Annotated in this window: 27 protein-coding genes and 2 tRNA genes; 17 read left to right on the forward strand and 12 right to left on the reverse strand. The window is 34.6% G+C overall.

What is annotated here, in order from left to right; all coding sequences use genetic code 11:
- Positions 1–4 precede the first annotated feature (4 nt).
- The 3 genes from CHSO_RS20760 to CHSO_RS20770 are packed head-to-tail and all read right to left on the reverse strand — an operon-like array spanning position 5 to position 1,229.
- The gene (locus CHSO_RS20760; RefSeq protein ID WP_052480674.1) at positions 5–580 is read right to left on the reverse strand and encodes a hypothetical protein; all 576 of its coding nucleotides are present in this window, start codon (positions 578–580) and stop codon (positions 5–7) included.
- Complete coding sequence (locus CHSO_RS20765; protein ID WP_144429001.1) at positions 577–915, reverse strand: LA_2272 family surface repeat-containing protein; 339 nt, start codon at positions 913–915, stop codon at positions 577–579. Before CHSO_RS20765 ends, CHSO_RS20760 begins: the two co-directional genes overlap by 4 nt.
- Before the next feature lie 47 nt (positions 916–962).
- Positions 963–1,229: a hypothetical protein gene (locus CHSO_RS20770; protein WP_045500402.1), complete on the reverse strand. Its 267-nt coding sequence runs from the start codon at positions 1,227–1,229 to the stop codon at positions 963–965.
- Positions 1,230–1,406: 177 nt separating this feature from the next.
- Between CHSO_RS20770 and CHSO_RS20775 the strand changes: the two genes are divergently transcribed.
- The 5 genes from CHSO_RS20775 to CHSO_RS20795 all read left to right on the forward strand — a co-directional run bounded on the left by CHSO_RS20775 (position 1,407) and on the right by CHSO_RS20795 (position 6,945).
- Complete coding sequence (locus CHSO_RS20775) at positions 1,407–2,336, forward strand: hypothetical protein (protein WP_045500405.1); 930 nt, start codon at positions 1,407–1,409, stop codon at positions 2,334–2,336.
- Positions 2,333–3,136, forward strand: a complete 804-nt coding sequence (locus CHSO_RS20780) for a helix-turn-helix transcriptional regulator (protein WP_045500408.1) — start codon at positions 2,333–2,335, stop codon at positions 3,134–3,136. The genes CHSO_RS20775 and CHSO_RS20780 overlap by 4 nt, the downstream gene beginning before the upstream one ends.
- 63 nt (positions 3,137–3,199) lie before the next feature.
- Positions 3,200–4,843, forward strand: a complete 1,644-nt coding sequence (locus CHSO_RS20785; RefSeq protein ID WP_045500411.1) for a serine hydrolase domain-containing protein — start codon at positions 3,200–3,202, stop codon at positions 4,841–4,843.
- A 204-nt stretch (positions 4,844–5,047) separates the two neighbouring features.
- Positions 5,048–5,887, forward strand: coding sequence for an SDR family oxidoreductase (locus tag CHSO_RS20790; RefSeq protein WP_045500413.1), 840 nt, complete (start codon positions 5,048–5,050; stop codon positions 5,885–5,887).
- A 143-nt stretch (positions 5,888–6,030) separates the two neighbouring features.
- Positions 6,031–6,945, forward strand: a complete 915-nt coding sequence (locus CHSO_RS20795) for a helix-turn-helix domain-containing protein (RefSeq protein WP_045500416.1) — start codon at positions 6,031–6,033, stop codon at positions 6,943–6,945.
- Positions 6,946–7,013: 68 nt separating this feature from the next.
- On the opposite strand, the gene rimM is transcribed toward CHSO_RS20795, so the two are convergent.
- The 5 genes from rimM to CHSO_RS20820 form a co-directional block, all read right to left on the reverse strand.
- Entirely contained in the window at positions 7,014–7,556 is a 543-nt protein-coding gene (gene rimM, locus CHSO_RS20800) for a ribosome maturation factor RimM (protein ID WP_045500417.1), read from the reverse strand.
- Between the two features lie 14 nt (positions 7,557–7,570).
- On the reverse strand, positions 7,571–8,125 hold the full coding sequence (locus CHSO_RS20805; protein WP_045500424.1) for a 30S ribosomal protein S16: 555 nt from the start codon (positions 8,123–8,125) through the stop codon (positions 7,571–7,573).
- Positions 8,126–8,325: 200 nt separating this feature from the next.
- Complete coding sequence (locus CHSO_RS20810; protein WP_045500430.1) at positions 8,326–8,838, reverse strand: nitroreductase; 513 nt, start codon at positions 8,836–8,838, stop codon at positions 8,326–8,328.
- 202 nt (positions 8,839–9,040) lie between these two features.
- The gene (locus CHSO_RS26690; RefSeq protein ID WP_144429060.1) at positions 9,041–9,097 is read right to left on the reverse strand and encodes a hypothetical protein; all 57 of its coding nucleotides are present in this window, start codon (positions 9,095–9,097) and stop codon (positions 9,041–9,043) included.
- A 563-nt stretch (positions 9,098–9,660) separates the two neighbouring features.
- Positions 9,661–10,185, reverse strand: a complete 525-nt coding sequence (locus CHSO_RS20820) for an SRPBCC family protein (protein WP_045500435.1) — start codon at positions 10,183–10,185, stop codon at positions 9,661–9,663.
- Positions 10,186–10,397: 212 nt separating this feature from the next.
- Here CHSO_RS20820 and CHSO_RS20825 point away from each other — a divergent pair, with 212 nt between their 5' ends.
- The 9 genes from CHSO_RS20825 to CHSO_RS20865 all read left to right on the forward strand — a co-directional run bounded on the left by CHSO_RS20825 (position 10,398) and on the right by CHSO_RS20865 (position 16,664).
- Positions 10,398–12,416 carry a M3 family metallopeptidase gene (locus tag CHSO_RS20825; protein WP_045500438.1) on the forward strand — a complete coding sequence of 673 codons (2,019 nt, stop codon included), beginning with the start codon at positions 10,398–10,400 and terminating at the stop codon, positions 12,414–12,416.
- 24 nt (positions 12,417–12,440) lie between these two features.
- Positions 12,441–12,848: a tetratricopeptide repeat protein gene (locus tag CHSO_RS20830; protein ID WP_045500441.1), complete on the forward strand. Its 408-nt coding sequence runs from the start codon at positions 12,441–12,443 to the stop codon at positions 12,846–12,848.
- Between the two features lie 4 nt (positions 12,849–12,852).
- The gene (locus CHSO_RS25190; RefSeq protein WP_052480675.1) at positions 12,853–13,266 is read left to right on the forward strand and encodes a hypothetical protein; all 414 of its coding nucleotides are present in this window, start codon (positions 12,853–12,855) and stop codon (positions 13,264–13,266) included.
- A gap of 35 nt (positions 13,267–13,301) precedes the next feature.
- The gene (locus tag CHSO_RS20840) at positions 13,302–14,612 is read left to right on the forward strand and encodes a hypothetical protein (protein WP_045500443.1); all 1,311 of its coding nucleotides are present in this window, start codon (positions 13,302–13,304) and stop codon (positions 14,610–14,612) included.
- A gap of 13 nt (positions 14,613–14,625) precedes the next feature.
- A tRNA-Lys gene (locus CHSO_RS20845) sits at positions 14,626–14,700 on the forward strand.
- A gap of 4 nt (positions 14,701–14,704) precedes the next feature.
- A tRNA-Lys gene (locus CHSO_RS20850) sits at positions 14,705–14,777 on the forward strand.
- A gap of 20 nt (positions 14,778–14,797) precedes the next feature.
- Positions 14,798–15,493 (forward strand): M949_RS01915 family surface polysaccharide biosynthesis protein, encoded by a 696-nt coding sequence (locus tag CHSO_RS20855; protein ID WP_045503095.1) that lies wholly within the window; start codon positions 14,798–14,800, stop codon positions 15,491–15,493.
- Positions 15,494–15,571: 78 nt separating this feature from the next.
- Positions 15,572–15,772 carry a YqaE/Pmp3 family membrane protein gene (locus CHSO_RS20860; RefSeq protein WP_171817675.1) on the forward strand — a complete coding sequence of 67 codons (201 nt, stop codon included), beginning with the start codon at positions 15,572–15,574 and terminating at the stop codon, positions 15,770–15,772.
- A gap of 160 nt (positions 15,773–15,932) precedes the next feature.
- Positions 15,933–16,664, forward strand: a complete 732-nt coding sequence (locus tag CHSO_RS20865; RefSeq protein ID WP_045500447.1) for a class I SAM-dependent methyltransferase — start codon at positions 15,933–15,935, stop codon at positions 16,662–16,664.
- A gap of 67 nt (positions 16,665–16,731) precedes the next feature.
- On the opposite strand, the gene CHSO_RS20870 is transcribed toward CHSO_RS20865, so the two are convergent.
- Positions 16,732–18,132: an MFS transporter gene (locus tag CHSO_RS20870; protein WP_045500450.1), complete on the reverse strand. Its 1,401-nt coding sequence runs from the start codon at positions 18,130–18,132 to the stop codon at positions 16,732–16,734.
- A 39-nt stretch (positions 18,133–18,171) separates the two neighbouring features.
- The gene (locus CHSO_RS20875) at positions 18,172–18,735 is read right to left on the reverse strand and encodes a TetR/AcrR family transcriptional regulator (RefSeq protein WP_045500454.1); all 564 of its coding nucleotides are present in this window, start codon (positions 18,733–18,735) and stop codon (positions 18,172–18,174) included.
- 169 nt (positions 18,736–18,904) lie between these two features.
- Here CHSO_RS20875 and CHSO_RS20880 point away from each other — a divergent pair, with 169 nt between their 5' ends.
- The 3 genes from CHSO_RS20880 (at position 18,905) to CHSO_RS20890 (ending at position 20,850) form a co-directional block, all read left to right on the forward strand.
- Entirely contained in the window at positions 18,905–19,573 is a 669-nt protein-coding gene (locus CHSO_RS20880) for a hypothetical protein (protein WP_045500456.1), read from the forward strand.
- Positions 19,574–19,583: 10 nt separating this feature from the next.
- Positions 19,584–19,961: a VOC family protein gene (locus CHSO_RS20885; RefSeq protein ID WP_045500459.1), complete on the forward strand. Its 378-nt coding sequence runs from the start codon at positions 19,584–19,586 to the stop codon at positions 19,959–19,961.
- Between the two features lie 274 nt (positions 19,962–20,235).
- On the forward strand, positions 20,236–20,850 hold the full coding sequence (locus tag CHSO_RS20890) for a hypothetical protein (RefSeq protein ID WP_045500462.1): 615 nt from the start codon (positions 20,236–20,238) through the stop codon (positions 20,848–20,850).
- A gap of 2 nt (positions 20,851–20,852) precedes the next feature.
- Here CHSO_RS20890 and CHSO_RS20895 read toward each other — a convergent pair whose 3' ends face one another.
- On the reverse strand, positions 20,853–21,872 hold the full coding sequence (locus CHSO_RS20895; RefSeq protein WP_045500464.1) for an NAD-dependent epimerase/dehydratase family protein: 1,020 nt from the start codon (positions 21,870–21,872) through the stop codon (positions 20,853–20,855).
- A gap of 59 nt (positions 21,873–21,931) precedes the next feature.
- A complete protein-coding gene (locus tag CHSO_RS20900; RefSeq protein WP_045503098.1) occupies positions 21,932–22,507 on the reverse strand; it encodes a Crp/Fnr family transcriptional regulator in 576 nt (191 codons plus the stop codon).
- Between the last annotated feature and the right edge of the window lie 96 nt (positions 22,508–22,603).

Consider the following 22,603-nt stretch of genomic DNA (forward strand, 5'->3'; position numbering starts at 1 on the left):
ATTTTTAATTAATTCTTTGGTATTTTTCTGCGTAATTGATGGTATATCCTGCCCAGAAAAAGAGTAAAAAAGCCCCACTGTTATCTTTATAATTTTGAATCAATAAATGATGGTCTTTTGTTAAACCTATCCTTGACTGGGAAATCTCACAACCACCGAGCAAATAAGGAACTCCATGGCATTTTGAGATATGATTGTTAAGTATGAGAAGACCTTTCTTAAGTTGAGCCTGATATTTAAAAGTATATCTAAGTTCCTCTCCTTTTAAAAACATAAACTCTAATTCATATGTCTTTCCCTGCACTAACGGAACCGATTTAATAACGAGTTGGTCACAATCATTAACTAATGTATTTTTCACAGCCAGCATTTTTCCTATATTTCCTTCAGTTCCAGATTTTGAGTTATCATGCCTAATATATTCATAGCCATTATATTTATATTGCCCATCAATCATATGAACATTTTCATCCTTCAATTCCGAAAGATCATCCTGAATCATTTTCCTGCTGAAACTCACGCATGAGTTCAGGCTCAATATTATTACTGTAAAAACAGGTATTAAAACTAGATTTTTCATGGCTGAACGTTTATTTTTTGTTTTTTAAAATTCCAATTGATGAATGGCAATTTCCGTTTTCCGTTTTCATTCCACGCTCCAATCTGTATTCCACGGAAGTCTTTACAGCTGTTATAAAGTCCGATCTGAAGACCTCTGCATTTCTGTCCAACATTAGCAAACGGAGCTACAGAGACGCCTTTTATTTTATGATGTAGATTATACAGTGGAGAAACAGCCATCCCATTTGTTATGGCATACGTATTTATATTACTGGAAACATTTATTTCCAACCCATTGGTAACAGAGGGCTCCATATTAATCAATGATAGCTGAACTCCATTAATCTTATTCATTCTATTTTCCGGAACAATTTCATAATCATCATTCAGACTTCCTTTACTCAGAGCATCTGGTAAATTAAAAAATAACAAAAAGGGAAAAAAACTCCAAGAACATTCCCACCTACTCCCAATCCGTTTACTTTTTTGGGAATAAAATCTTCCTCTTCTTCAAAATATTTAAATAAAACTCCATTAACGTTTCGAACATTTTTTGAAGGTGAAAACCCAACAATTCTTGGTTTCAAAGAATCAACTTTTATAGTGTCTGAAGCATAGAACAGACTACTGAATAAAAGCATTGGTATTAAAAAAAATTGTGCTTTCATAACTCATGATTTTTAAATTATAGTTCAAAATTATCTGCCGAAAGCCCAGTATTGAATGTGAAAAAAAATTAAAAAAAATATCCAGTTTGTGAAAATCACAAAACACATTTACAGCGCTATTTTCAAAAAATGTATTCGCCTTGAAAAAAACATTACATTTGTGAAAATCACAAAGCTATGCACCAGGAAGCTTTATTAAAGGAAATCCGCAGAAAAATCGGTGATAAGTCGTTGAATGATGAGATCGCCAATATTCTTAATATCAGCTATGATGCAGCTCACCGAAGAACTTCATTGAAGGCTAAATTTAGTTTTGAAGAAGCCCTTGAACTCGCCAAATATTACCAAATATCATTAGATCAGTTTCTGGGAACGGAAAATCAATTGGTGGTCCAAAGAACACAGCCTGTAAAAACCACTGAGGATCTTTTAAATTACTTTGAAAACTCTCTTAAAATTCTGAACGTTTTTCAGGATATTACCCATTCGAAAGTTTATTATTCAGCTAAAGATATTCCGTTTTTCTATACGATTTCAGATTCTGTTTTATCCCGTTTTAAGTTTTATGTATGGATGAATTTATTGAATCAGGATAAGTTTTTAAGTCCTTTTCACGATTTCAACATGCAGTATCACTCAGTGAAAAATGAAATGCTCCGAGATTTGTATGATAAACAAAATGTTACAGAAATCTGGAATGACACAACAATTTTGAGTGTTTTAAGGCAGATCACCTTTTATTCTGAAATGGGTTTACTCAATAATAATGATATTGATTTGATTTTAGAAGACCTGAAAAATCTTTTGATAGAATTAGAAAACAAAACACTGGAAAAATCTAACTTTCAGATTTACATCAACGATCTGGTGATTCTAAACAACAGTATTTTATTTAAAAATGAGCAGCAGTGTTCCTTTTTCATCCCGTTCAGTATGTTTGGATATATGATGACCAATGATAAAATAACCTGTGAGGATTCTTTAAGTTATTTTGAGCATCAGATCAAGAATTCAAGATCACTGAATGAATCCGGAAACCGGGAGAGAAAAATGTTCTTTAACAAAATGTATGAACAGATTGAACGCTTAAAACAAAATTTATCATGAAGACTTTACATAACGGTGAATATTTTGGTCATACCAATGATATTGTTAATCTTGATGGATTAATAATCACAGATACTGAATATACTCATCCTTATGTAGACTGGCATTATCATGAAAATGCTTATTTTACTTTTTTGCTTCAGGGAAATATGACTGAGGGAAACAAAAAAGAAATTTATGAATGTTCTGCAGGTACATTACTCTACCATCACTGGGAAGATCCGCACTATAATATTAAACCTGATATATTTACACGAGGATTTCACATTGAGATTTCACAAAGCTGGTTTGATCGGTTTGATGTTCAAAAAAATGAAGTTGAAGGTAGTTTTAATATACAGGACCCTACTTTAAAATTATTGATTTATAAAATCTTTAAAGAAAACCAGGCTAGAGATCATACTTTTGAATTGGCTATCCATCAACTTTTGTTAAATCTATTCAGTCAGTTCGTTATCCGGAAAGATAAAATTGAGAAAAAGCCTGTATGGGTTGAACAAATCAGTGAAATTTTGCACGAATGCTTTACAGAAAAATTAAGCCTTACTGAGCTTTCCTCAACACTCAATATCCATCCCATTCACTTAAGCAGAGATTTCCCAAAATACTTTCATTGTAATCTGGGAGAATATCTTAGAAAATTAAAATTGAATAAATCATTAGAACTGCTTCCTCAACACACTTCTTTAACGGATATTGCCATGGAATGCGGATTTGCCGACCAAAGTCATTTCATCCGTTGCTTCAAAGAGAATATGGGCATAACACCCTTAAAATATCGAAGTCTATTAAGAAGATAGTCATGTTAATTTCATTCTATTTTCTGAAATAGCAGTCTCTTATTTTTGCTAAAATATTTTAAAATGAAAACTGTATTAAAGCTGATCTTTATTTTCACATTTTATTTTTATCAGGCACAAACCCCAAATATTGTCACTCCTGAGAAAATTGAAAATCTGATTCAGAAGAAATATTCCGGAAAAATTATATTTCTAGACCAAACGATCAGTCTTGAAAATTTAAAAGAATCCCATATCCTCTCCTCCACTACTCTGCAGGAAGATAAAAACCTTGGTATTCAAGCTTTCTTTGATAATTCTCTTGTAAATTATCTGCACCAGCTTGAGCCAGCCCTCACAGCTGATGAATTACTTAAAAAAGGAAATTATCAGTTCTCATTTTACGTGGACGGAAAAATGATTTACAAAGAAAACCTGAATACGGGAGCAGGTACTACAGAAAGTAAGAAACTAAAAACGACTTTCAGAATTCCTCTCATCAGCAACAACAATGAGGATTCATGGGGAAGATATTTATGGATGCGTTTTTACTTAATCCATGACGGCATTGATGCTTTGACAAGCGGAAATCATATTCTAAAAATTGAAATCCGTCCTTACCTGAGAACAACAACAACAATACAGACAGGATCTATTATTGCAGAAGGAGAAGTAAATATCAATGTTCCACAAAAGAATATTTCAGAGCAAGAGACCGCTGTGCAGCCTATCCAAACTAACAGTGGATGGAAGATTTCCAAAGAAAAACTCAACGGTGAAATCATTCGAAATTTAAACAAAAAAATAGCTGAAGAAAGGTTCAAAAATATCACTGGTATTGTGGTCATAAAAAATGGAAAGCTCTTATTAGAAGAATATTTTAATCATTCAGGAAGAGATTCTTTACAGGATACAAGATCCGTAGGTAAATCTTTTTCTTCAGCTTTGATGGGAATTGCCATAAAAGAAAACCATATAAAAGACGAGGATCAAAATTTAAAAACATTTTATGCCATAGAACAATTTAAAAACTATTCTCCTAAAAAAGACAGTGTCACGATCAAAAGTTTATTAACGATGAGTTCCGGTTTTGATGGGAATGATGAGGATAGTGAATCTCCCGGTAATGAAGAAAACATGTATCCTACTGAAGATTGGGTAAAATTTGCACTCGATGTACCTATGACAGACAATACAATTGGAAAAAAGTGGAATTACTTTACTGCCGGTGTTGTCATAACCGGAGATATTTTAGATAAGACTGTACCAAAAGGATTGGAAAATTATGCTGATAAAAAATTATTCCAGCCCCTCGGAATCACTCATTACAAATGGCAATTTACTCCTCAAAATAAGCCTTCCTTAGCCGGAGGATTAAGGATGAGAGCCTTAGATTTCGCAAAATTTGGCCAACTTTACAAAAATAATGGAGTGTGGAATGGAAAAACAGTGTTAGATAAAATCTGGATTCAAAAAACGTTCACTAATTATTTCTCCGGCTCCTTAGATTTTGAAGGCTATGGATATTTATTCTGGAGAAAAGTGTATAAAGTAGGAAATCAAAGTTTTGAAGCTTATCAGTCCAGTGGAAATGGCGGCAATAAAATTATTATATTCACCCATATTCCTGTAGTAATAGTAATTACTGCAACCGCTTACAATAAGCCATATGGCCATTCACAAGCAGACAAGATAGTAGAGCAATATCTTCTGCCTGCTATTAAATAAGTAAGGAGGATAAAAAATTATTCTTTAGAAAAGGCTATAAACTGATTAAAGGCTGATCTAAAACAAAAGTGTAGTTTATCTCAAAGGTATCCGGATTTTATGATCATTCACGATTTGGATACATCATTGCCCGATTTGGATACTTTTTCATTTCCTTAACAACCCATCTTTGTACCATCATTCAAACAAAAAATTATTAAAAAAATGGAAACAAAAAAAGTATGGTTTGTGACAGGAGCTTCAAAAGGTTTAGGATTCGAATTAGTTAAAAAATTATTATCCGAAGGGTTCAGGGTAGCTGCAACAAGCCGTACTGTTGAATCTCTAATTTCTTCCTTTGGAAAATCCTCCGAAAACTTCCTGCCGCTCAGCGTCAACATTAAAGACAATAATGACATAAAATCTGTTATTTCAAAAACGGTAGAGTATTTTGGACAAATTGATGTGATTGTCAACAATGCCGGCTATGGACAAATCGGAACTTTGGAAGAGCTTACAGATGAAGAAGCCAGAGAAAATTATGCCGTGAATGTTTTCGGAACATTAAATGTGATCAGAAATGTTCTTCCCTATCTCCGTGAACAAAAATCAGGAAACATCTTCAATATATCTTCTGTTGGTGGATATTCAGCAAATTTTCCGGGATGGGGTATTTACTGTTCAACAAAATTTGCGGTTGCTGGATTTACAGAAGCTTTGGCTGAAGAAGTAAAAGACTTTGGAATTCATGCCACCGTTGTTTATCCGGGTTATTTCCGTACAGACTTTTTAACAAAAGATTCCGTGAAGACTCCGGCAAACCCTATTCAGGCTTATGAAGCAGCCAGACTTTCCGAGCAGGCCCATCTTCATGAAATCAATGGTAATCAGCCTAATGATCCGGAAAAAGCGGCAGACGTGCTGATCCAGATCAGTAAAGAGAAAAATCCGCCAGTACATTTATTATTGGGAGTTGGGACAAGAGAATTTTTGAATCAAAAAATTGATATTTTAACGAAAGATGCCGAAAAATGGGAAAAACTGACCGTTTCAACCGCAATCTGATTTTATAATGATCACTCACTAGCCTTCGGCTCTACTCAGACATCTCACAAACAGCTTTAGAGAAATCAGTCTAAGCAGAGTCGAAGTTTTTTCGAAACAATACAGTATACCATTTTATCCAAAAAACAACTAACTTAGCTTGTATGAAACAGTTCCTTCGTTTTAACTCCATCTCAGATTTTCATATTTTCTGCAATCTTCCAAAGCCTGAGCATTCGCTGGTAAGTCTCATAGATTACAGTAAAGTACATTATACGGTAGATGAAGATGAATTAAGATGGATTCAGGATTTCTATTCGATTGGTTTGAAAAAAAATGTCAATCCGAGATTTAACTATGGACAGGAACCATATGATTTTGATTCAGGAGTGCTATGTTTTGTATCTCCACAGCAGGTTTTAAGACTGGAAATAAAACAGAATGTTGAAGTAGAACCTACCGGTTTTTTATTACTTATTCACCCTGATTTTTTGTGGAATACTTCATTAACGAGAAAAATAAAATCTTGCGATTTCTTCAGCTATCAGGTAAAAGAAGCACTTTTTCTTTCTGACAGAGAGGAAACAATTATTGTGGATATCTTTAAAAATATTGAACGCGAATATCAGTCGAACATTGATAAATTCACTCAGGAACTTATTGTTGCACAGATTGAGATATTGCTGATTTACTCCGAGCGTTTCTATGAACGTCAGTTTTTAACCCGAAAAAAATCGAGCCATGAATTACTTCATAAGTTTGAAGAAATTCTTTCCAAGTATTTTAAAAACGGAAATCTTCTGGAAAATAGAATTCCATCTGTAAAAACCATTGCTGAACAAATGAATATTTCCCCCAATTATCTTGGGACATTACTACGCATTCATACACAACAAAATACGCAACAGCATATTCAGAATAAAATCATTGACCTGGCTAAGGAACGTTTGAGTACCACAAGTTTATCTGTAAGCGAAATTGCTTATGAACTGGGATTTGAACACCCACAGTCTTTCAGTAAACTCTTCAAACAAAAGACAATGCAATCGCCTGGAGAATTTAGAAAATTGTTTAATTAAATACCTCTTATCTTACCGGATAATAGATAAATAGTATATTCTTGGGAATAATAATAGAAAAATAGAATTTACTCGTCTTTCTTCGAAGGAACCAGAAAAACGTCAATAAGACCTTCAGGAAGCTGCATTTTGATTGTTCTTTCTTCTCTGTCAACGTCAAGAATCCAGTCTTTGATCATAGGAATAACTACTTCTTTTCCATCCAAATTGGTGATGAAATACACCTGTGCCGTCTGATCGTTTACGGATCTGATCACTCCACAGTTGTTGTCATTTTCATCAAAAATTTCAAATCCGATGATTTCGTGGTAATAGAATTGCTTACCTGTAAGTTTTGGAAGAGAAGCCAGCGGAAGGTAAACACTTTTACCTAAAGCCTGGTCTACCATTGCTTCAGAAGAGTTTTTGAATGCAAGGTTCAGAGCATCAAATTTGCTCCATGATGATTTTTCAATAAAAAAAGGAACCAATAATCCGTTGATTTCAACGAATATTGATTCCAATTTATTGTAAAGCTCGGGTTGGTCGGTATCCAATTTAAGAATAACGTTACCCGCAAGTCCGTGTCTGCGTGTGATTTTCCCCAACAAATAGCAATCTTCTTTACGCATAACAGGAAATGTTCTTAAGCTTCAGTGTTTTCTTCAGTTTCAGCAGCAGCTTCTCCTTCTGTAGCAACTTCTTCAGCAGGTGCATTTGCAGCTTCTTCAGCAGCTTTAGCATCAGCATCAGCTTGTGCAGCAGCAGCAACTCTAGCTTCGTTTACTTTTACTTCAGCATCTAAAGCCGCTTTCTTAGCATCAGCTTTAGCAGTAGCTAAACCGTCAACTTTACCTTGTACTTTAGATTCTTTAGCATCTACCCAAGCGCTAAATCTTTTTTCAGCTTCAGCTTCATCAAAAGCACCTTTAGCAACACCACCTTGTAAGTGTTTTTTGTAAAGAGCACCTTTGTAAGATAAAATAGCTCTAGCAGTATCAGTAGGCTGAGCACCGTTGTTTAACCACTGTACAGCAGAATCAACGTTCAACTCGATAGTTGCTGGGTTAGTAATTGGGTTGTAAGTTCCTAGTTTTTCGATGAATCTACCATCTCTTCTAGCTCTAGAATCTGCAACCACGATATGGAAGAAAGGTTTTCCTTTTTTACCGTGTCTTTGTAATCTGATTTTTACTGACATAATGTTTGAATTTTACGGGAACTCGTCCCAGTTAAATATTTAAGAGTGCAAAGATAGTAAAAAAGTTTGAAGTAAAAAGCTCCAAATAAAAAGTTTTGTAAAATTCAATTATTTTCTCAGGAGCCTGGAACCTGCTTTCGCTACTCGCTTTTTTCTTTTGCAAAGAAAAAGAGCTCAAACAGACCGCTCAATCAGGGCTATTAATTCAGGTTCCCCATATAGAAAAGCCCAAGACATTTCTGATTCTCCTCTATCGTCAAAGACTCTTTCAAATGATCTACAATTTTAGGAGAACTCCAGTAGCAACCCATATTGTTTGCTGTGCAGCTTAGATACATATTTTGTACAGCCATTGAAGTAGCCGCAATTTCTTCCCATTCCGGAACCATTCCACTGAAATTCACAACAATAGACACTACCACATTGGCTTTATTGATTTTAAACCCTATGTCATTATATTTTTTCTCCAGGAATAATTGTTCAGGCTGAGTCGCTTTATAAATAGCCTGCATTTCTGAAGCTAATTTTGCTTTTTCTTCACCTTTGAATATCTTGAAACGCCAAGGTTTTGTACGCTTATGATTGGGAGCCAAAGTCGCGGAATGTAAAATTTCATCAATAATGTCCTGAGAAATTTCTGCATCAGTATAGTCCTTCGGGAAAATACTTCTTCTTTGTTCTATGATTTCTTTTAAAATTTCTGCTTTATTCATAGAGACAAAAATACAACATGTAAGTCGATTTTCCGGGAGAAAGAGATAAGATTTTGATCTGAAATTCGGGATACGAGATTTTGAAATGTGGGATTTGAATGTAAAGAAGTTGGTTTAACTATATTAAAGCTTAAAGTTTCAGGTTTGAGGTTGCCATGATACTTAATCTGTTCATCTTTTTTCAATAGCTGAACAGAATTTATTATTGATGATAAAAGCCTATAGCACCTCCACTATTTTCTGATGAATTTTGTTCAATGTAAACTCCTCACCGGCTTTCATTCCCATCATTTTTTTAGCCATGGGGCTTTCAGAAGAAATAGCATAGAAACGATCTCCTTCAAAGAAAAATTCGCCTAATGATACTGAAATATAAAAACGGGCTTTATTGGTAATCACTAAAGAACCCAACTGAACCCTATCTGTAGAGGTATTCAGAACCTTTCCCAGATTTCGTTTAAGATCATTTAAAGCACCAAGCTGTCGCTGCATCTGGTAGATTTCCTCCTGCATTTCTTCCCGCATGCTGTCATACTTTGGTGTCTTTTTGATTTCACGGCTGGCCTCCAGAGTAAATTCGATAAAGTTTTTAAGTTTCTCAATTTTTTCTGTAAGGGTATTTTTTACAAAGTCTCTGATATTACTTTTTTCAAATACAGTCTTCTCCATACAATCGTTTCTTTATATAAAGATAATATTTTTAAATAATATTTACACTTTTACTCTCTTGCAAAAAACTCACCATCAACAAAATTTCAAATCAATTATTACGGTCATCAGTTATAAAAAAGCCTTGTAAAATTTTCTACAAGGCTTTTCATTTTATTTTTCTGATAATTTCTTCAGGTCATTCAGTCCCTGCCCGAACATTTTATCCATATTGCTGTCCATCATAGGCTTCATAATCTTCATCATGGTATTCAATTCATTATCAATCATCCAGGTCACTTTGGTTCCATTTCCATCAGGAGTTAATACAAGAGCACTCTTAGCATTTCCTTCAAAAGGTTTTATAAAATGAAGTTGAGTCCCCAGTTTCTCATTAGGTATTGTTTCCATAATAGATTGTTCCCCTTCACTGTCATCTCCTTTCCAGTGATAAGAATCTCCCATTTTATTTCCTTCTCCGGAATACGTAATCTTAATGTTCTTTATTTCTTTTGAAAAAGGATCCCACATATTATATCCTTTCAGAGAACCTACATACTGCCATACCTTTTCTTTAGGTGCATTAATGACAACGGATTTTTCGTAGTGATAATCTTTACTGAAGGCCAACATGGCAATAACAGCATATACGATAACCAGCAAAATGATAATGCCGATAAATTTTAAGAGTGTTTTCATAGTCTATCTATTTAAGGTTATTTATTTCAAAATGAGTCTCTCATCTGTTTTCAAAATTAAATATTCTGACACCATCCCCTCTTTGCATAGGACAAGATTATTTAAAGATAAGGCATTTTTGTCATAACTTGACTTTCAGGCATTATTTTTGAGCATTTCAGCTAGGATTCCCCGATGAATCCTTACATTTACGTTTAACTAAAAATCGAAAAATGAATATTTTAACAGAAAAATTTAACACACCATATCACTCAGCACCGTTCGGTGACATTAAAAATGAAGATTACCTTCCTGCTTTCAAGGAATTAATTCAAAAATCTGAAGAAGAGATCAATGCTATTATTGATAATCCTGAAGCACCTACTTTTGAAAATGTTATTGAGGCATTAGCTTATTCCGGTGAGCAGTTGGATGTGGTATCGAATATCTTTTTCAATTTAAATTCTGCAGAAACCAGTGATGAGATTCAACAAATTGCTCAGGAGGTTTCCCCGATTTTAACGGAATATTCTTCCAAAATATCTCAAAATGAAGCTCTTTTCAACAAAATCAAAAAGGTTTATGATGAAAAGGAAAAATACAACCTCAATGAAGAGCAGCAAATGCTTTTGAATGAAACGTATAAAGGTTTCGTAAGAAGCGGTGCCTTACTCAATGAGGAAGACAAAGAAAAATTAAAGAAGATCAGCATGGATCTTTCCATAAAGTCTCTACAGTTCGGACAAAATGTACTGGCCTCTACCAATGCCTATTTCAAACATATTACAGAGAAAGAGCAATTAGCCGGAATTCCGGAAGCAATTATTGAGCAATTTGCAGAGGAAGCTAAAGAAAGAAATCTTGAAGGCTGGGTAGTAACTTTACAATATCCAAGCTATATTCCATTCATGACGTATGCTGAAAACCGCGAACTGAGAAAGGAACTGGCATTGGCTAACGGTAAAAAATCTTTTGACGGTGGAGAATATGATAACCAAAACCTCATCAAAGAACTTCTTCAGTTAAAACAACAGAAAGCAGAACTTTTAGGATATAAAGATTATGCAGATTACGTGTTGGAAGAAAGAATGGCAAAATCACCGGCAAAGGTTGTTGACTTTTTAAACGAACTTTTAACGAAAGCTAAACCTTACGCAAATAAAGAGGTTGATGAATTGAAATCTCTGGCAAAAGCTGATGGAATTGAAAATATGCAAAGCTATGACCACGCTTTTTATGCTGAAAAGCTTCGTAAACAGAAATTTGATCTTAATGACGAAGAACTAAAACCTTATTTCCCTTTAAACCAAGTACAGGATGCTGTTTTCGGGCTTTCTGGTAAATTATTCGGGTTAACATTTGAGGAAAAAAATGACATCCCGAAATACCATGAAGATGTAAAGGTTTATGAAGTAAAAGAGAATGGAAATTACAAATCACTTCTATACGTTGACTATTTCCCAAGAAAAGGGAAAAGAGCCGGAGCATGGATGACCAGCTATAAAAACCAGTACAAGCAGAATGGTGAGAATTCACGTCCGCATATTTCTATTGTTTGTAACTTCAGCAAACCAACAAAAGATACACCTAGCTTACTAACATTTCAGGAAGTAACGACACTATTCCACGAATTCGGACATGCCCTTCACGGAATGATGGCAGATACTCAATACCCTACTCTTTCAGGAACTTCTGTGAAATGGGATTTTGTAGAACTTCCGTCTCAATTCTTGGAAAACTTCTGTTATGAGCCTGAATTCCTGAAAACATTTGCAAAACATTATAAAACCGGAGAGGTTCTTCCTGACGAAAAAATCGAAAAAATCGAACAGTCTAAAAACTTCATGGAAGGTTACCAAACATTAAGACAATTAGGTTTTGGATTATTAGACATGAACTACCATACAAAAGTTGCAGAGTTGGAAAACGAAAGTGTAAAAGAATTTGAAGATCAATACACCAAAGCTACTGCACTTTATCCTACCAATCCTGAAACAGCGATGAGTCCAAGTTTCTCTCATATTTTTCAGGGCGGATATTCTGCAGGATATTATTCTTACAAATGGGCAGAAGTATTGGATGCTGATGCGTTCCAGTATTTTAAAGAAAACGGAATTTTCAATCCGGAAATTGCTGCAAAATATAAAGTACTTCTTTCTTCAGGAGGAACAAAAGATCCTATGGAACTGTATAAAGCCTTCAGAGGAAGCGAGCCGAAGGTAGAAAGCTTATTGAAAAGAGCTTTTGGGTAGTAAAAAATTAATACGAAGCATTATATGAAGGAAAACCTTCAAAAGCCAATGAATAGCATATCACAAAGACTTGAAAACGTTAAAAAACTTCAAGCAAAAAGATGGGAAAACGAGGATCATTGGGATACTTTAAATGATCTTTTAGTTAAAGAATTAGATGAGATTTTACTTATTGAACCTGAGAACACCTCCGCGTTAATCAATATCGGGGCAATTTATTCCGATATGGGAGAAAATGAGAAAGCTCTGGAATATTTGAAAATGGCTTTAAACTTAGGTTCTGAGGATAAAAATCTTTTTGTGAATCTGGCTATTGTGATGGTTTATATGGAAAAACATCAGTCAGAATATTTAGAGTATCTTGAAGATGCTGAGGGGAAAATTGAGAACCCGCTTACTTTTAAAGCCTATTTTGACCCTCAATCTCATTAAAACTATGATAGAAAAATTAAGAAAATTAGAAGCAGCTTTTAATACACCATTAAAAGCTGCTCTTAACGATATTAATCCTGAAAAGATTGATAAAATTCTGGATAACAGAGATATTCCGGAGTTTTCAGATGAATGGATGAAAGCTTATCAGACAGTTGAAGAGAAAATAATAGATGAAGAAACTGAAGATACTATTACTCATATCCGAAAAGAAATTTTCATCTCAATCTTCAAAACGACAGGCTCATCTGAGCTGCCAGCCTATATTTCCGACGATTTTGGATTGATATCTTCTTATTATATTCACGATATTGAAAACAGTTGGGTAACCAATTTACTATTCACTTATCTCAATCATCAGATTCCTCAGGGAGACTTGATGAATACAGAGAAAACAATGAAGGAATTGATTCCATAAACAGAACAAAACTGTAATTTTCAAAACGATAAAAAATGAATACCATAGAACAGCTTTACCAAACCTTAGATCAGCGCCGCCGTCCTGAAGATGTTGCGGAAATGATCGTTGAGTTGATGAGAGAACAGTTAGCCATTCATGAACTGGCAACTTTGAGTAAAGCTGCCAACCGTTCTTTGAAGAATAGTATCTATGGCTATACTTCAATGCTTGAAACTTTTGGAAAAGCAGTGGGTGCAGAAAAGCAGATTAAAAAAGCCATTGAGATCTTTAAAATTAATGAAAAAGAAAATTCCGGATATCATAGTGTGGAAGGAATTGAAACATTTTTGAAAGAAGTTTCCCCATTAATCCATAAAGAAGTCGGAGAGAATAATTTCAAAAGTGACCGTCTGAATAAAGATCTTAGAAAACTGGCTGGATTGGACATTTCCAAACGAAATTACAACAAGAAATGGAGACTTTTAAAACGAATTGAAATCAGACTTCAAAAATTCATTCAGGAATCTAAGAAGATTGAGCTTCAGAAAATAGCTAAACATGGGCTTTCCCATACCATCATTTTTGAAAATTTCAGCAAAGATCTGAATACAGCCTGTTTTATTGCTTATTTCAACGCAAGAAGTAACCTTAGAAGTACCTTTACCAATCAAAGTCAGGAAAGACCGTTTGATGAAATTTGTGAAATGCTGTTCAACAGATGTCTGAAAGACCCATCCACCACTCATTGGGAAACTATTTCCTATATTTATACTGAGGCTAAAGTTTTAGATCACCTAAATGATGAACAAAAGGGGAAACTCTTAGGTAAATGGACGGCGATCCTTCAGGAACTTTCTGATTTTCTGGAAGAACTTTGGAATGAAAACGATATCTACAGGAAAACAATGGCTGTAAAAAAAGGCAATGATTCTACTACCTGGAACAATACAGCCGGAGCTTGGAATAAAGCCAGAGATAACTGGATGAACCTGATCTATGCTTTGGGTCTTGATTCGATTCTTGATGATATTTGTTTCGGAAAGGTAATGCGATTAATGGCAGCAGACGTTATTGCATGGCATTTATCAACCGGCGGAAAGATTGATCCCAACACAGAAGTATGGAATTTAGTACCTTTGCCATGGGAGGTTTTTCAGGAAAAAACCTTCTGTAACAAGGAAATGATCGTTAATGCCTGTAGAGATGCCGGCATTGATCCTGAAAAATCAGGTTGGATTGCTCCCCGCACTCATGGAGTAAGTGAGTTTAAACCTACTCCGGAACTCGTACACGGAGTAACCGTTTCCAATCCTTTTCTTGCTAAAGTCTTAAGACAAAACAAATATTTTTCAGGAAAACTCTGAAAACAAAAATATAGGATAGGTTAGTTCAGTGGTAGAACACCTGGCTCTTTAACCGGGTTGACGCAGGTTCGAGCCCTGCACCTATCCTGATTTCTGATATAGCTCAGTGGCAGAGCACCCGGCTCTTCACCCGGGAGGACACAGGTTCGAGCCCTGTTATCAGACCAACAAGAAATATAATAATCGTGAAAAAGATACACTTCCTTTATACCCTTCCATTTCTATTTTTTTTAAGCTGTAAAAACGAAAAGAAAGATTCAATAGCAGAAACAAAAGTTCCGGAAATTAGTCAGGTAGAAAAAACAGATTCTTTAGTTACTGCAAGAATCGACTCTGCTCAGGTTCCCACAGCATTGAAGTATAAAGGAAATTTTAAAGACGGATTCCGGTGGAAAGATAAAACAGGAGAATATGTAGTGGTTACTTCTGAAACCGGAGTTTACATCAATGAAAATTTCACCCATGAAAATGATGGCAGTGATGCTGAAGTTTTTGCCCAATGCTACTCCCTTGAAAATAACCAACAGATATGGAAGGTGAATGATTTTATCAAAGACTGTATGGTAGATATTGATGCTGCATTTAAGAAAAACTCTTTAAGTGTAACTGATCTTGATAAAAATGGTGTCGCTGAAATCTGGGCAATGTATGAAATGGCCTGTAAAGGCGATGTAAGTCCTTCAGATTTAAAGATCATCATGTATGAAGGAAAACAAAAATTTGCCATGCGTGGAGAAACAAAAATACGAACAGGAATGGAAAGTCACGGTAAGCCAGTATTTGAAGGAGGATCTTATACCTTTGATAAAGCTTTTAAAAAAGGGCCGAAAGCATTCAGAGACTATGCTGAAAAATTGTGGAGTAAAAATATGGGAGAATAATTTGACCGTTTTTTTCATCTGATTAAATTCAATATATTTGATCATAAAACGATATAATAACCTTTAAAAATTTACATCATGTTTTTAGCTATTGTACTTCCCTTTCTATCTTTTATCGTTAGAGGAAAAGTTCTTACCGGAATCATTTGCTTTTTCTTACAAATCACATTAATTGGCTGGCTTCCTGCAGCTATTTGGGCAGTGATGTCACTAAATAACGATAGAGCCAATAAGCGAAACGAAGATTTAATTCGAGCCGTTCGTGAAGGCAGAAAATAAAATCATTTTTACATCTATAACATACAATCCTTTATTTCTGTAAAGGATTTTTTTGTTGCTAAAAATCTAGATCTATGTTTTAAAGTTTTTTACATTAATAATCGTAAATTTATCATTCATTAATCTTAGTTTTAAAATAGAACTGTAAATCTTCTCTATCATGAAAGAAAATAAATACGACAATCCATCTTTTTTTAACCAGTATGAGAAAATGCTCCGTTCTCAATTGGGACTTGAAGGAGCAGGAGAATGGCATACCTTAAAAAATATGCTCCCTGATTTTAAAGAGAAAAATGTGCTGGACCTTGGCTGTGGATTCGGATGGCATTGCCGATATGCCATAGAACAGGGAGCAAAATCTGTAATTGGTATTGATCTTTCAGAGAAAATGCTGACAAAAGCTAAAGAAATCAATAGCCTGGAAGGTATCCTGTATGAAAGAAAAGCATTGGAAGATCTCAATTATCCTCAAGAACAGTTTGATATTATTTTAAGCTCATTAACACTACATTATGTGGAATCATTCGATAAGATTGCTCAAAATATCTATCAATGGTTAACTTCAGGCGGACATTTTGTATTCTCTGTGGAACATCCTGTATTTACTGCTGAAGGAAGTCAGGACTGGGTGTATGATAAAGATGGAGAGAAAACATACTGGCCTGTTGATAAGTATTTTATGGAAGGAAAAAGAAATACAACATTCTTAGGTGAAAATGTAATTAAATATCACAGAACCTTAACTTCCTACCTCAACGCTTTATTAAAACATGGCTTCAAAATAAAAGAAATTATTGAGCCAGAGCCAACTCCTGAAATGCTGAAAGAAATTCCTGAAATGAAAGATGAACTCAGAAGACCTATGATGCTATTAATTTCTGTTGAAAAATAGTCTGCTTGGAAGATTGGAATATTCCACAACCAATGAATACTGCGGTAAAAATAAGCAGTTTTGTAATTTATTTTTTAGTTTGAGGAAGGACATCGTCAGGTACTTTAAAAACAGCCGCAAAAACAATAATCAGGCAGAGAATATTAACCAGTATAGCCATTGTAAAAGCTTTATGATAATGCTGTATTAACGGCTTTGCACCCAGAAAATAATAAAAAACACTTCCCACTGCCACAATTCCGATGATGGCTGCTACCTGCTGAAAAGTATTGTAAACTCCGGAAGCATTTCCAATCATTTTTTCAGACATTCCTGAAAGAGCAATATTCGCCAGTGAAGGAATCACAGAGCCTACTCCTACTCCATGCAAAAATAATAACAGAAACAACCAGAAAAACTCAGTAGTTCCGCTGAAAAAAATAACCTGAAGAATCAAAATCAAGATGATAAAACCAAGTCCTGTCATCAGAGCTTTTTTCCCATATCTCAGGATCAGTTTTACCGAGAAAGCTGAAGCCAGAATAAATCCTAGTCCTTGAAAAACAATTATTTCCCCGGCTTTTAACGGACTAATCATTAATCCATCCTGAAAAAATAAAGAGAGAATATAGAAATAGGAATCCAACATAATAAAGAAGAAAGAGACAGCTACAATACCCAGATTGAAATTTTTGTAACGGAAAAGCTCAAAATCAATCAGGTAAGTTTTTTTATTTTTCAAATTATCTTTCTGATTTTTAATAAAGTAGATTAAAATAACCACAGAAATAACCATGAGCAGCATATTCTGAACAGAAAAGATCTCTTTTTCAGAAACGGTAAGCATATAGGTCATACTGAAAAGTCCTGCTGACAATAGAAAAACGCCCCAATTATCAAAGGATTTTTTTTTACTGATTCTGGATTCTTTCAAAATTCTTACACTGAAAAAAATGGCAATCAGACATATAGGAATATTAATGAAGAAAATAAGCCGCCAAGGCTCTTCCCAAACAGTAAGTGATGAAAAATATCCACCCAGAAACTGCCCCATAACGGTTCCGACTCCAATAGTGATTCCATACCAACCCATTGCTTTTGTACGCTCTCTGTGAACAGGAAATAAAATCTGGATCATAGAGAGAACCTGTGGTGCCATTAATGCAGCACTTATTCCCTGAACCAATCTTGAAATCATCAGCATAACACTTCCTTGTGAAATTCCGCAGGCGATGGAACTTATCATAAAAAAGATCAATCCGCCAATGAAAATCTTTTTTCTTCCGTATACATCTCCCAAACGACCTCCTGTAATAAGAAAAGAAGCAAATCCGATAAGATAAGCGGCTATCATCAGCTGCATTTCTCCATGGGAAGCATGAATATCGCGTTGTATAGAAGGTATGGATACATTGATAATGAAAATATCCATAATTGTCAACAGCTGTCCAAAAAGAATAATCAATAATTTCAAATAGTTACGTTTCATTTTTATATAGATATATCTATTTTTTAATTCATAAAAAAATTAGGATAATAAACCCTGTATCATTTTTTTGATTTGATCAAAAGAATCATTCTTTCTGGTAATGGTGGAAGTTACAACCGCTCCTTCTATCAATAAAAAAATATTTTCAGAGGTTAATTCTGGATCTGATAATGGATGAAATTCACTATATTCCTTCACAATACCATAAATGAGTCCCCTCTGTTTTTCTTTATGATTTTTTGCAAAAGCTGATACTGCAGTGTTTCCATCTCCTACTTCAGAGACAATTTTAATGAAATGGCATCCTGAAAACTTTGAAGATTGCTGCAGTTTTTTACGGTAATCCACAATTGCTGATATTTTTTCTTTAGGATCTGAAATAAAGGCAATACTTTTTTCAAGACCTTCGAGCCAATCCTGCTCTTCCTTGATTAAATAAGCCTGAAGAAGGTCATTTTTAGAGGCAAAATGATTGTACAACGAACCAATGGCAATTTCAGCTTCAGCAATGATCTGATTGATTCCAGTAGAGTTATATCCTTGTTTATAAAATAATTCCGAAGCGACTCTGATGATTCTGTCCCTTACTTTTTCTTTTTTCATCCTGAAAAATTTTAACAAAACTACATAAAAAATAGAGAAGTCTATCTATTTTTAATCATAGAACGTCTCTATCTGTTTGATAAAACCCTAATGATTTCATCAAAATTCTTTTCCGATTTTTTTTATTATTGATAAAATAGCGCGATATTTAAGCTATAAAAGACAAGCCATGTTTAATCTTTTCAAGAAGAAGAAAAAAATTAAGGTCAACCTTCATTCTGTAACCATTCCCGATCAGGGATGGACTAAAGTTTCAGAAGACAATGAGGCGATAAGATGGGTAAATCCACAACAATCAGCTTTGATTGTGCTCCATTTTTTTGATAAAGAACCGGATCTTCCTACAGCAAAAGACCTTGATTATTTGAAAAAGTTCTATCAAAATATCGCAGCAGCATCTAATGGCGGAACTATTGAAACTGATATTATACATATTCACAATATCCCTTGTGTAAAAACCATTATTAAAATTCCTCAGGAGGAAACCGGAATGGCCTATATTGCCTCCATTTCCATTCCTTTTGAAAACTGTAGTTATGTAGTAAAAATTCAGGCTGATGAAATTGGAATCACAGGGATGAGAGATGCGGTTATTCTTGACAGGTTACATAAAACCGGAGAGGTAGAAATTGATGAAGAAAATATGAAAAACTGGTTTGAAGATCCCTATGATCCGGACTTTAAGCAGGGAACATTAATGAATAAGTCTGAACTGGAGAAGTACGATCCTGAATTCCCTGAACATCCGCTTTCTATTGCCAGATCTCTCCTCAGATCAATAGCTACAACTATCATTTTCAAAAAAGAAATAAAAGAACTTCCGTCATTTAAAAAATAAAAGCCAACCCATGAATTCGTCCAATCCTGTCGTTTATTTTGAAATTCCTGTGAATGATCTGGAACGGGCAGAGAGCTTCTATTCGGCTGTCTTTAATTTCAGTTTTGTGAAAGAAACCATCGATCATTATGAGATGGCTCTTTTCCCTTTTGAAGAAAAGAGCAGTGGTATTACCGGAGCTTTAGCCAAAGGGGATGTTTATAAACCTACGAAAAATGGGGTTATTATTTATTTTAAAACAGAAAATATTGATACCACTCTGGAAAAAGTTCTTCAGCACGGAGGAAAAATTCTTTATCCGAAAAGAACGGATGAAAAATATGGTTTCGCAGTAGCTGAATTTGAAGACTCAGAGGGAAACAGGATTGCCCTGCATCAAACCATTTAAGGTTTTTGAGTAAGGAAGGATGGGAGTTATAAAATATGTGAGATTCTTCACTACATTTAGGAACTGCATTCGCAGACTTTCAGTCTGTATTCAGAATACCTCTTTTGAGACCACCTCTTCAAAACCTACTTCGAGCTTTCAAACTTAGAAAATTCTTTATATTCTTCGTTTACAACCTACTCACTTCCATTCATCACATATTATTTTTTAACTTATGTTTCAGCAGATTTTGTATCTTTAATTACCATTTTTATAAAATATTTGGTAATTCGTTATGACAGGAGAACTTTATTTCATCAAAACCAACCCAAATATTGCCAAAATCAATTTGTACAATAAGCTTTGTCGTGAAGAAGAGAATTTTCAAAAGTTTCTTCAGCCTGACGGAAAAATCAATCTTGAAATCATCAAGAATAAAGTAAAAGATTCAGTGGAAGAGCTTACCAGAGAAGAGCTTTTAAATATATTTTTATGGTTCAACAAAGCCTATCCTTCCGATCATGAAGAAATAAAAACTCAACTGTTCATTAATGGCATTGATCTTTTCTACGAAATTCAATCGCCCATACATACTGAGACCTTCCTACAGATTCTTTCTGAATATGAAAAACTTTCTCAGAAAAATCTTAATTATATTGTCAATGCTCAGAATTTTAACCAATTCCTGGTCTATGGCATATTCCTTACTGAAATGATCAGCAGAGACCAAGGAAAAGAAAATATCCTTTCGGATTATCTGAAACCGGATAATAAGCCATTATATGAATTGGCTGAAAATCATTCTGAAATTCAAAGTCTTGATGATAAAAGCAATACAGACCTCCAAAAATATTTCAACGATTTGTATGACCTGACTAAATTTTATAAAGGTTCTATTATCCAGTTGTAATGTTAAACTTCTTTCAAAAGTTCAGGATTGTTCAGTAAATAATCAAGGGCCTCTTTTACAGCCTGTTCAGGACTTTTAGGAGCAAAGCCCAATTCGTTTCTTGCTTTGGAAATATCAAAATCCTGTTGCAATCCGGAAAACATGGAGATATCTTTTCTTGTCAGTACCGGAGCTTTTCTGCTCATTTTTGCTGTAAATTCCATCAAGGCAGCAATGGTATAAAGAATTCCTTTGGGAACAGCATTTGGGACTTTCAGCTTTAAATCCGGATATAATTTATTCGCCAAAATTGTTGTATCCGTGATCGTCATACATTTTTCATTCGCTAAAATATAACGTTCACCCGAACGCCCTTTTTGAGCTGCTAAATAACATCCTTCCGCAACATCTTTCACATCTACCCAATTCAGGGTAATTTTGGTATCTACAGGAATTTGTTTGTTCAGAATAAGCTTTAATACGCCATAGGAAACATTCAAAGGTAAAAAAGCTTCACTTCCAATCATTGCTGAAGGCATCACAGAAACAAGTTCTACTCCAAGCTTTGCAGCCAGTTCAAAAGCCAGCCTTTCCCCATCATTTTTGGAATTATAGTACATATCTCTACGATCAGGATTGTACCCGTTACTTTCCTTTGTAGGTAATTGAGTATAATTGAGAGCTGCAATAGAACTTATGTAGACTATTCTTTTCACTCCGGCTTCAGCCGCTGCTTCAATGGTATTGCGAGTTCCTTTGATATTAACATCGTAGATTTCCTTTTTAGGGTCTTTGGCCCATAATTTAAAGGAAGCTCCCACAGCATAAAAGGTTTCCACTCCCTGAAGAGCGCTTACAAAAGAGGCTTTATCTGTGATATCGGCTTGCATCAGCTCACAGTTCAGTCCTTCAAAAGGTTTTGCATTATGGATATTCCGTACCGTTGCCCGTACCGGAATTCCCTGTTTGAGTAAAAATCTGACTAAATTATTTCCCAGATGTCCATTAGCTCCTGAAACGAGGCTTAGATTATTCTTTGTCATTGTATTTATTTTAATACAGCAAAGTTCAGCCTCTTAATTCCAGATCCGCTTGACTTTTGTTAGTTAATTATTTTTCTCCTGATCCTGCTAAGACTTTCCGGTTTCATTCCCAAAAAGGAAGCAATATATTGAATAGGAACATGCTGAACAATTTCCGGATAATCCTTTAAAAGCTTAAGATACCGCTCCTCGGCATTTAAAACAGCCAATTCTCTGGAACGGTTTTCATTATAAGCAATAGAGTTTTGAAATACTGAAATACTAAAATCCTTCATCATCTGACTTTCATTCACCAGATGATCGAGATTTCCTTTGGTAATTCTTAAAAGCTCACACTCTGTAATACATTCCACATTGTGGTCCGAAATTGTTCTGTTGATAAAATGAGAATAAGAAGTAAAAAATCCAGGTGGGCAGTTGATATGTGTAGTCACTTCATTTCCATTCTGATCCATATAAAATAATCTGAGATATCCCGAAACAATATAATAAAGGTAATTGGGAACCTTACCAGATTCTTCTATTATGGTATTCTTTGAAAAAAATACAGGCTCAAAATACTGTTTAATCATTTCAATTTCTTTTGGTGAGAAATTATATTCAGAACGGATGTATTGTAAAAGCTTGTCGTGCATTGAAGTTGATCTTTTTATCTTGGATACAAAAATAGCCAAAAGAATGGTCAGATATTTTTTATTAAAAAAGATTTTTAACCAACCTATGTAATATTC

The organism is Chryseobacterium sp. StRB126 (assembly GCF_000829375.1).
Lineage (GTDB): Bacteria > Bacteroidota > Bacteroidia > Flavobacteriales > Weeksellaceae > Chryseobacterium.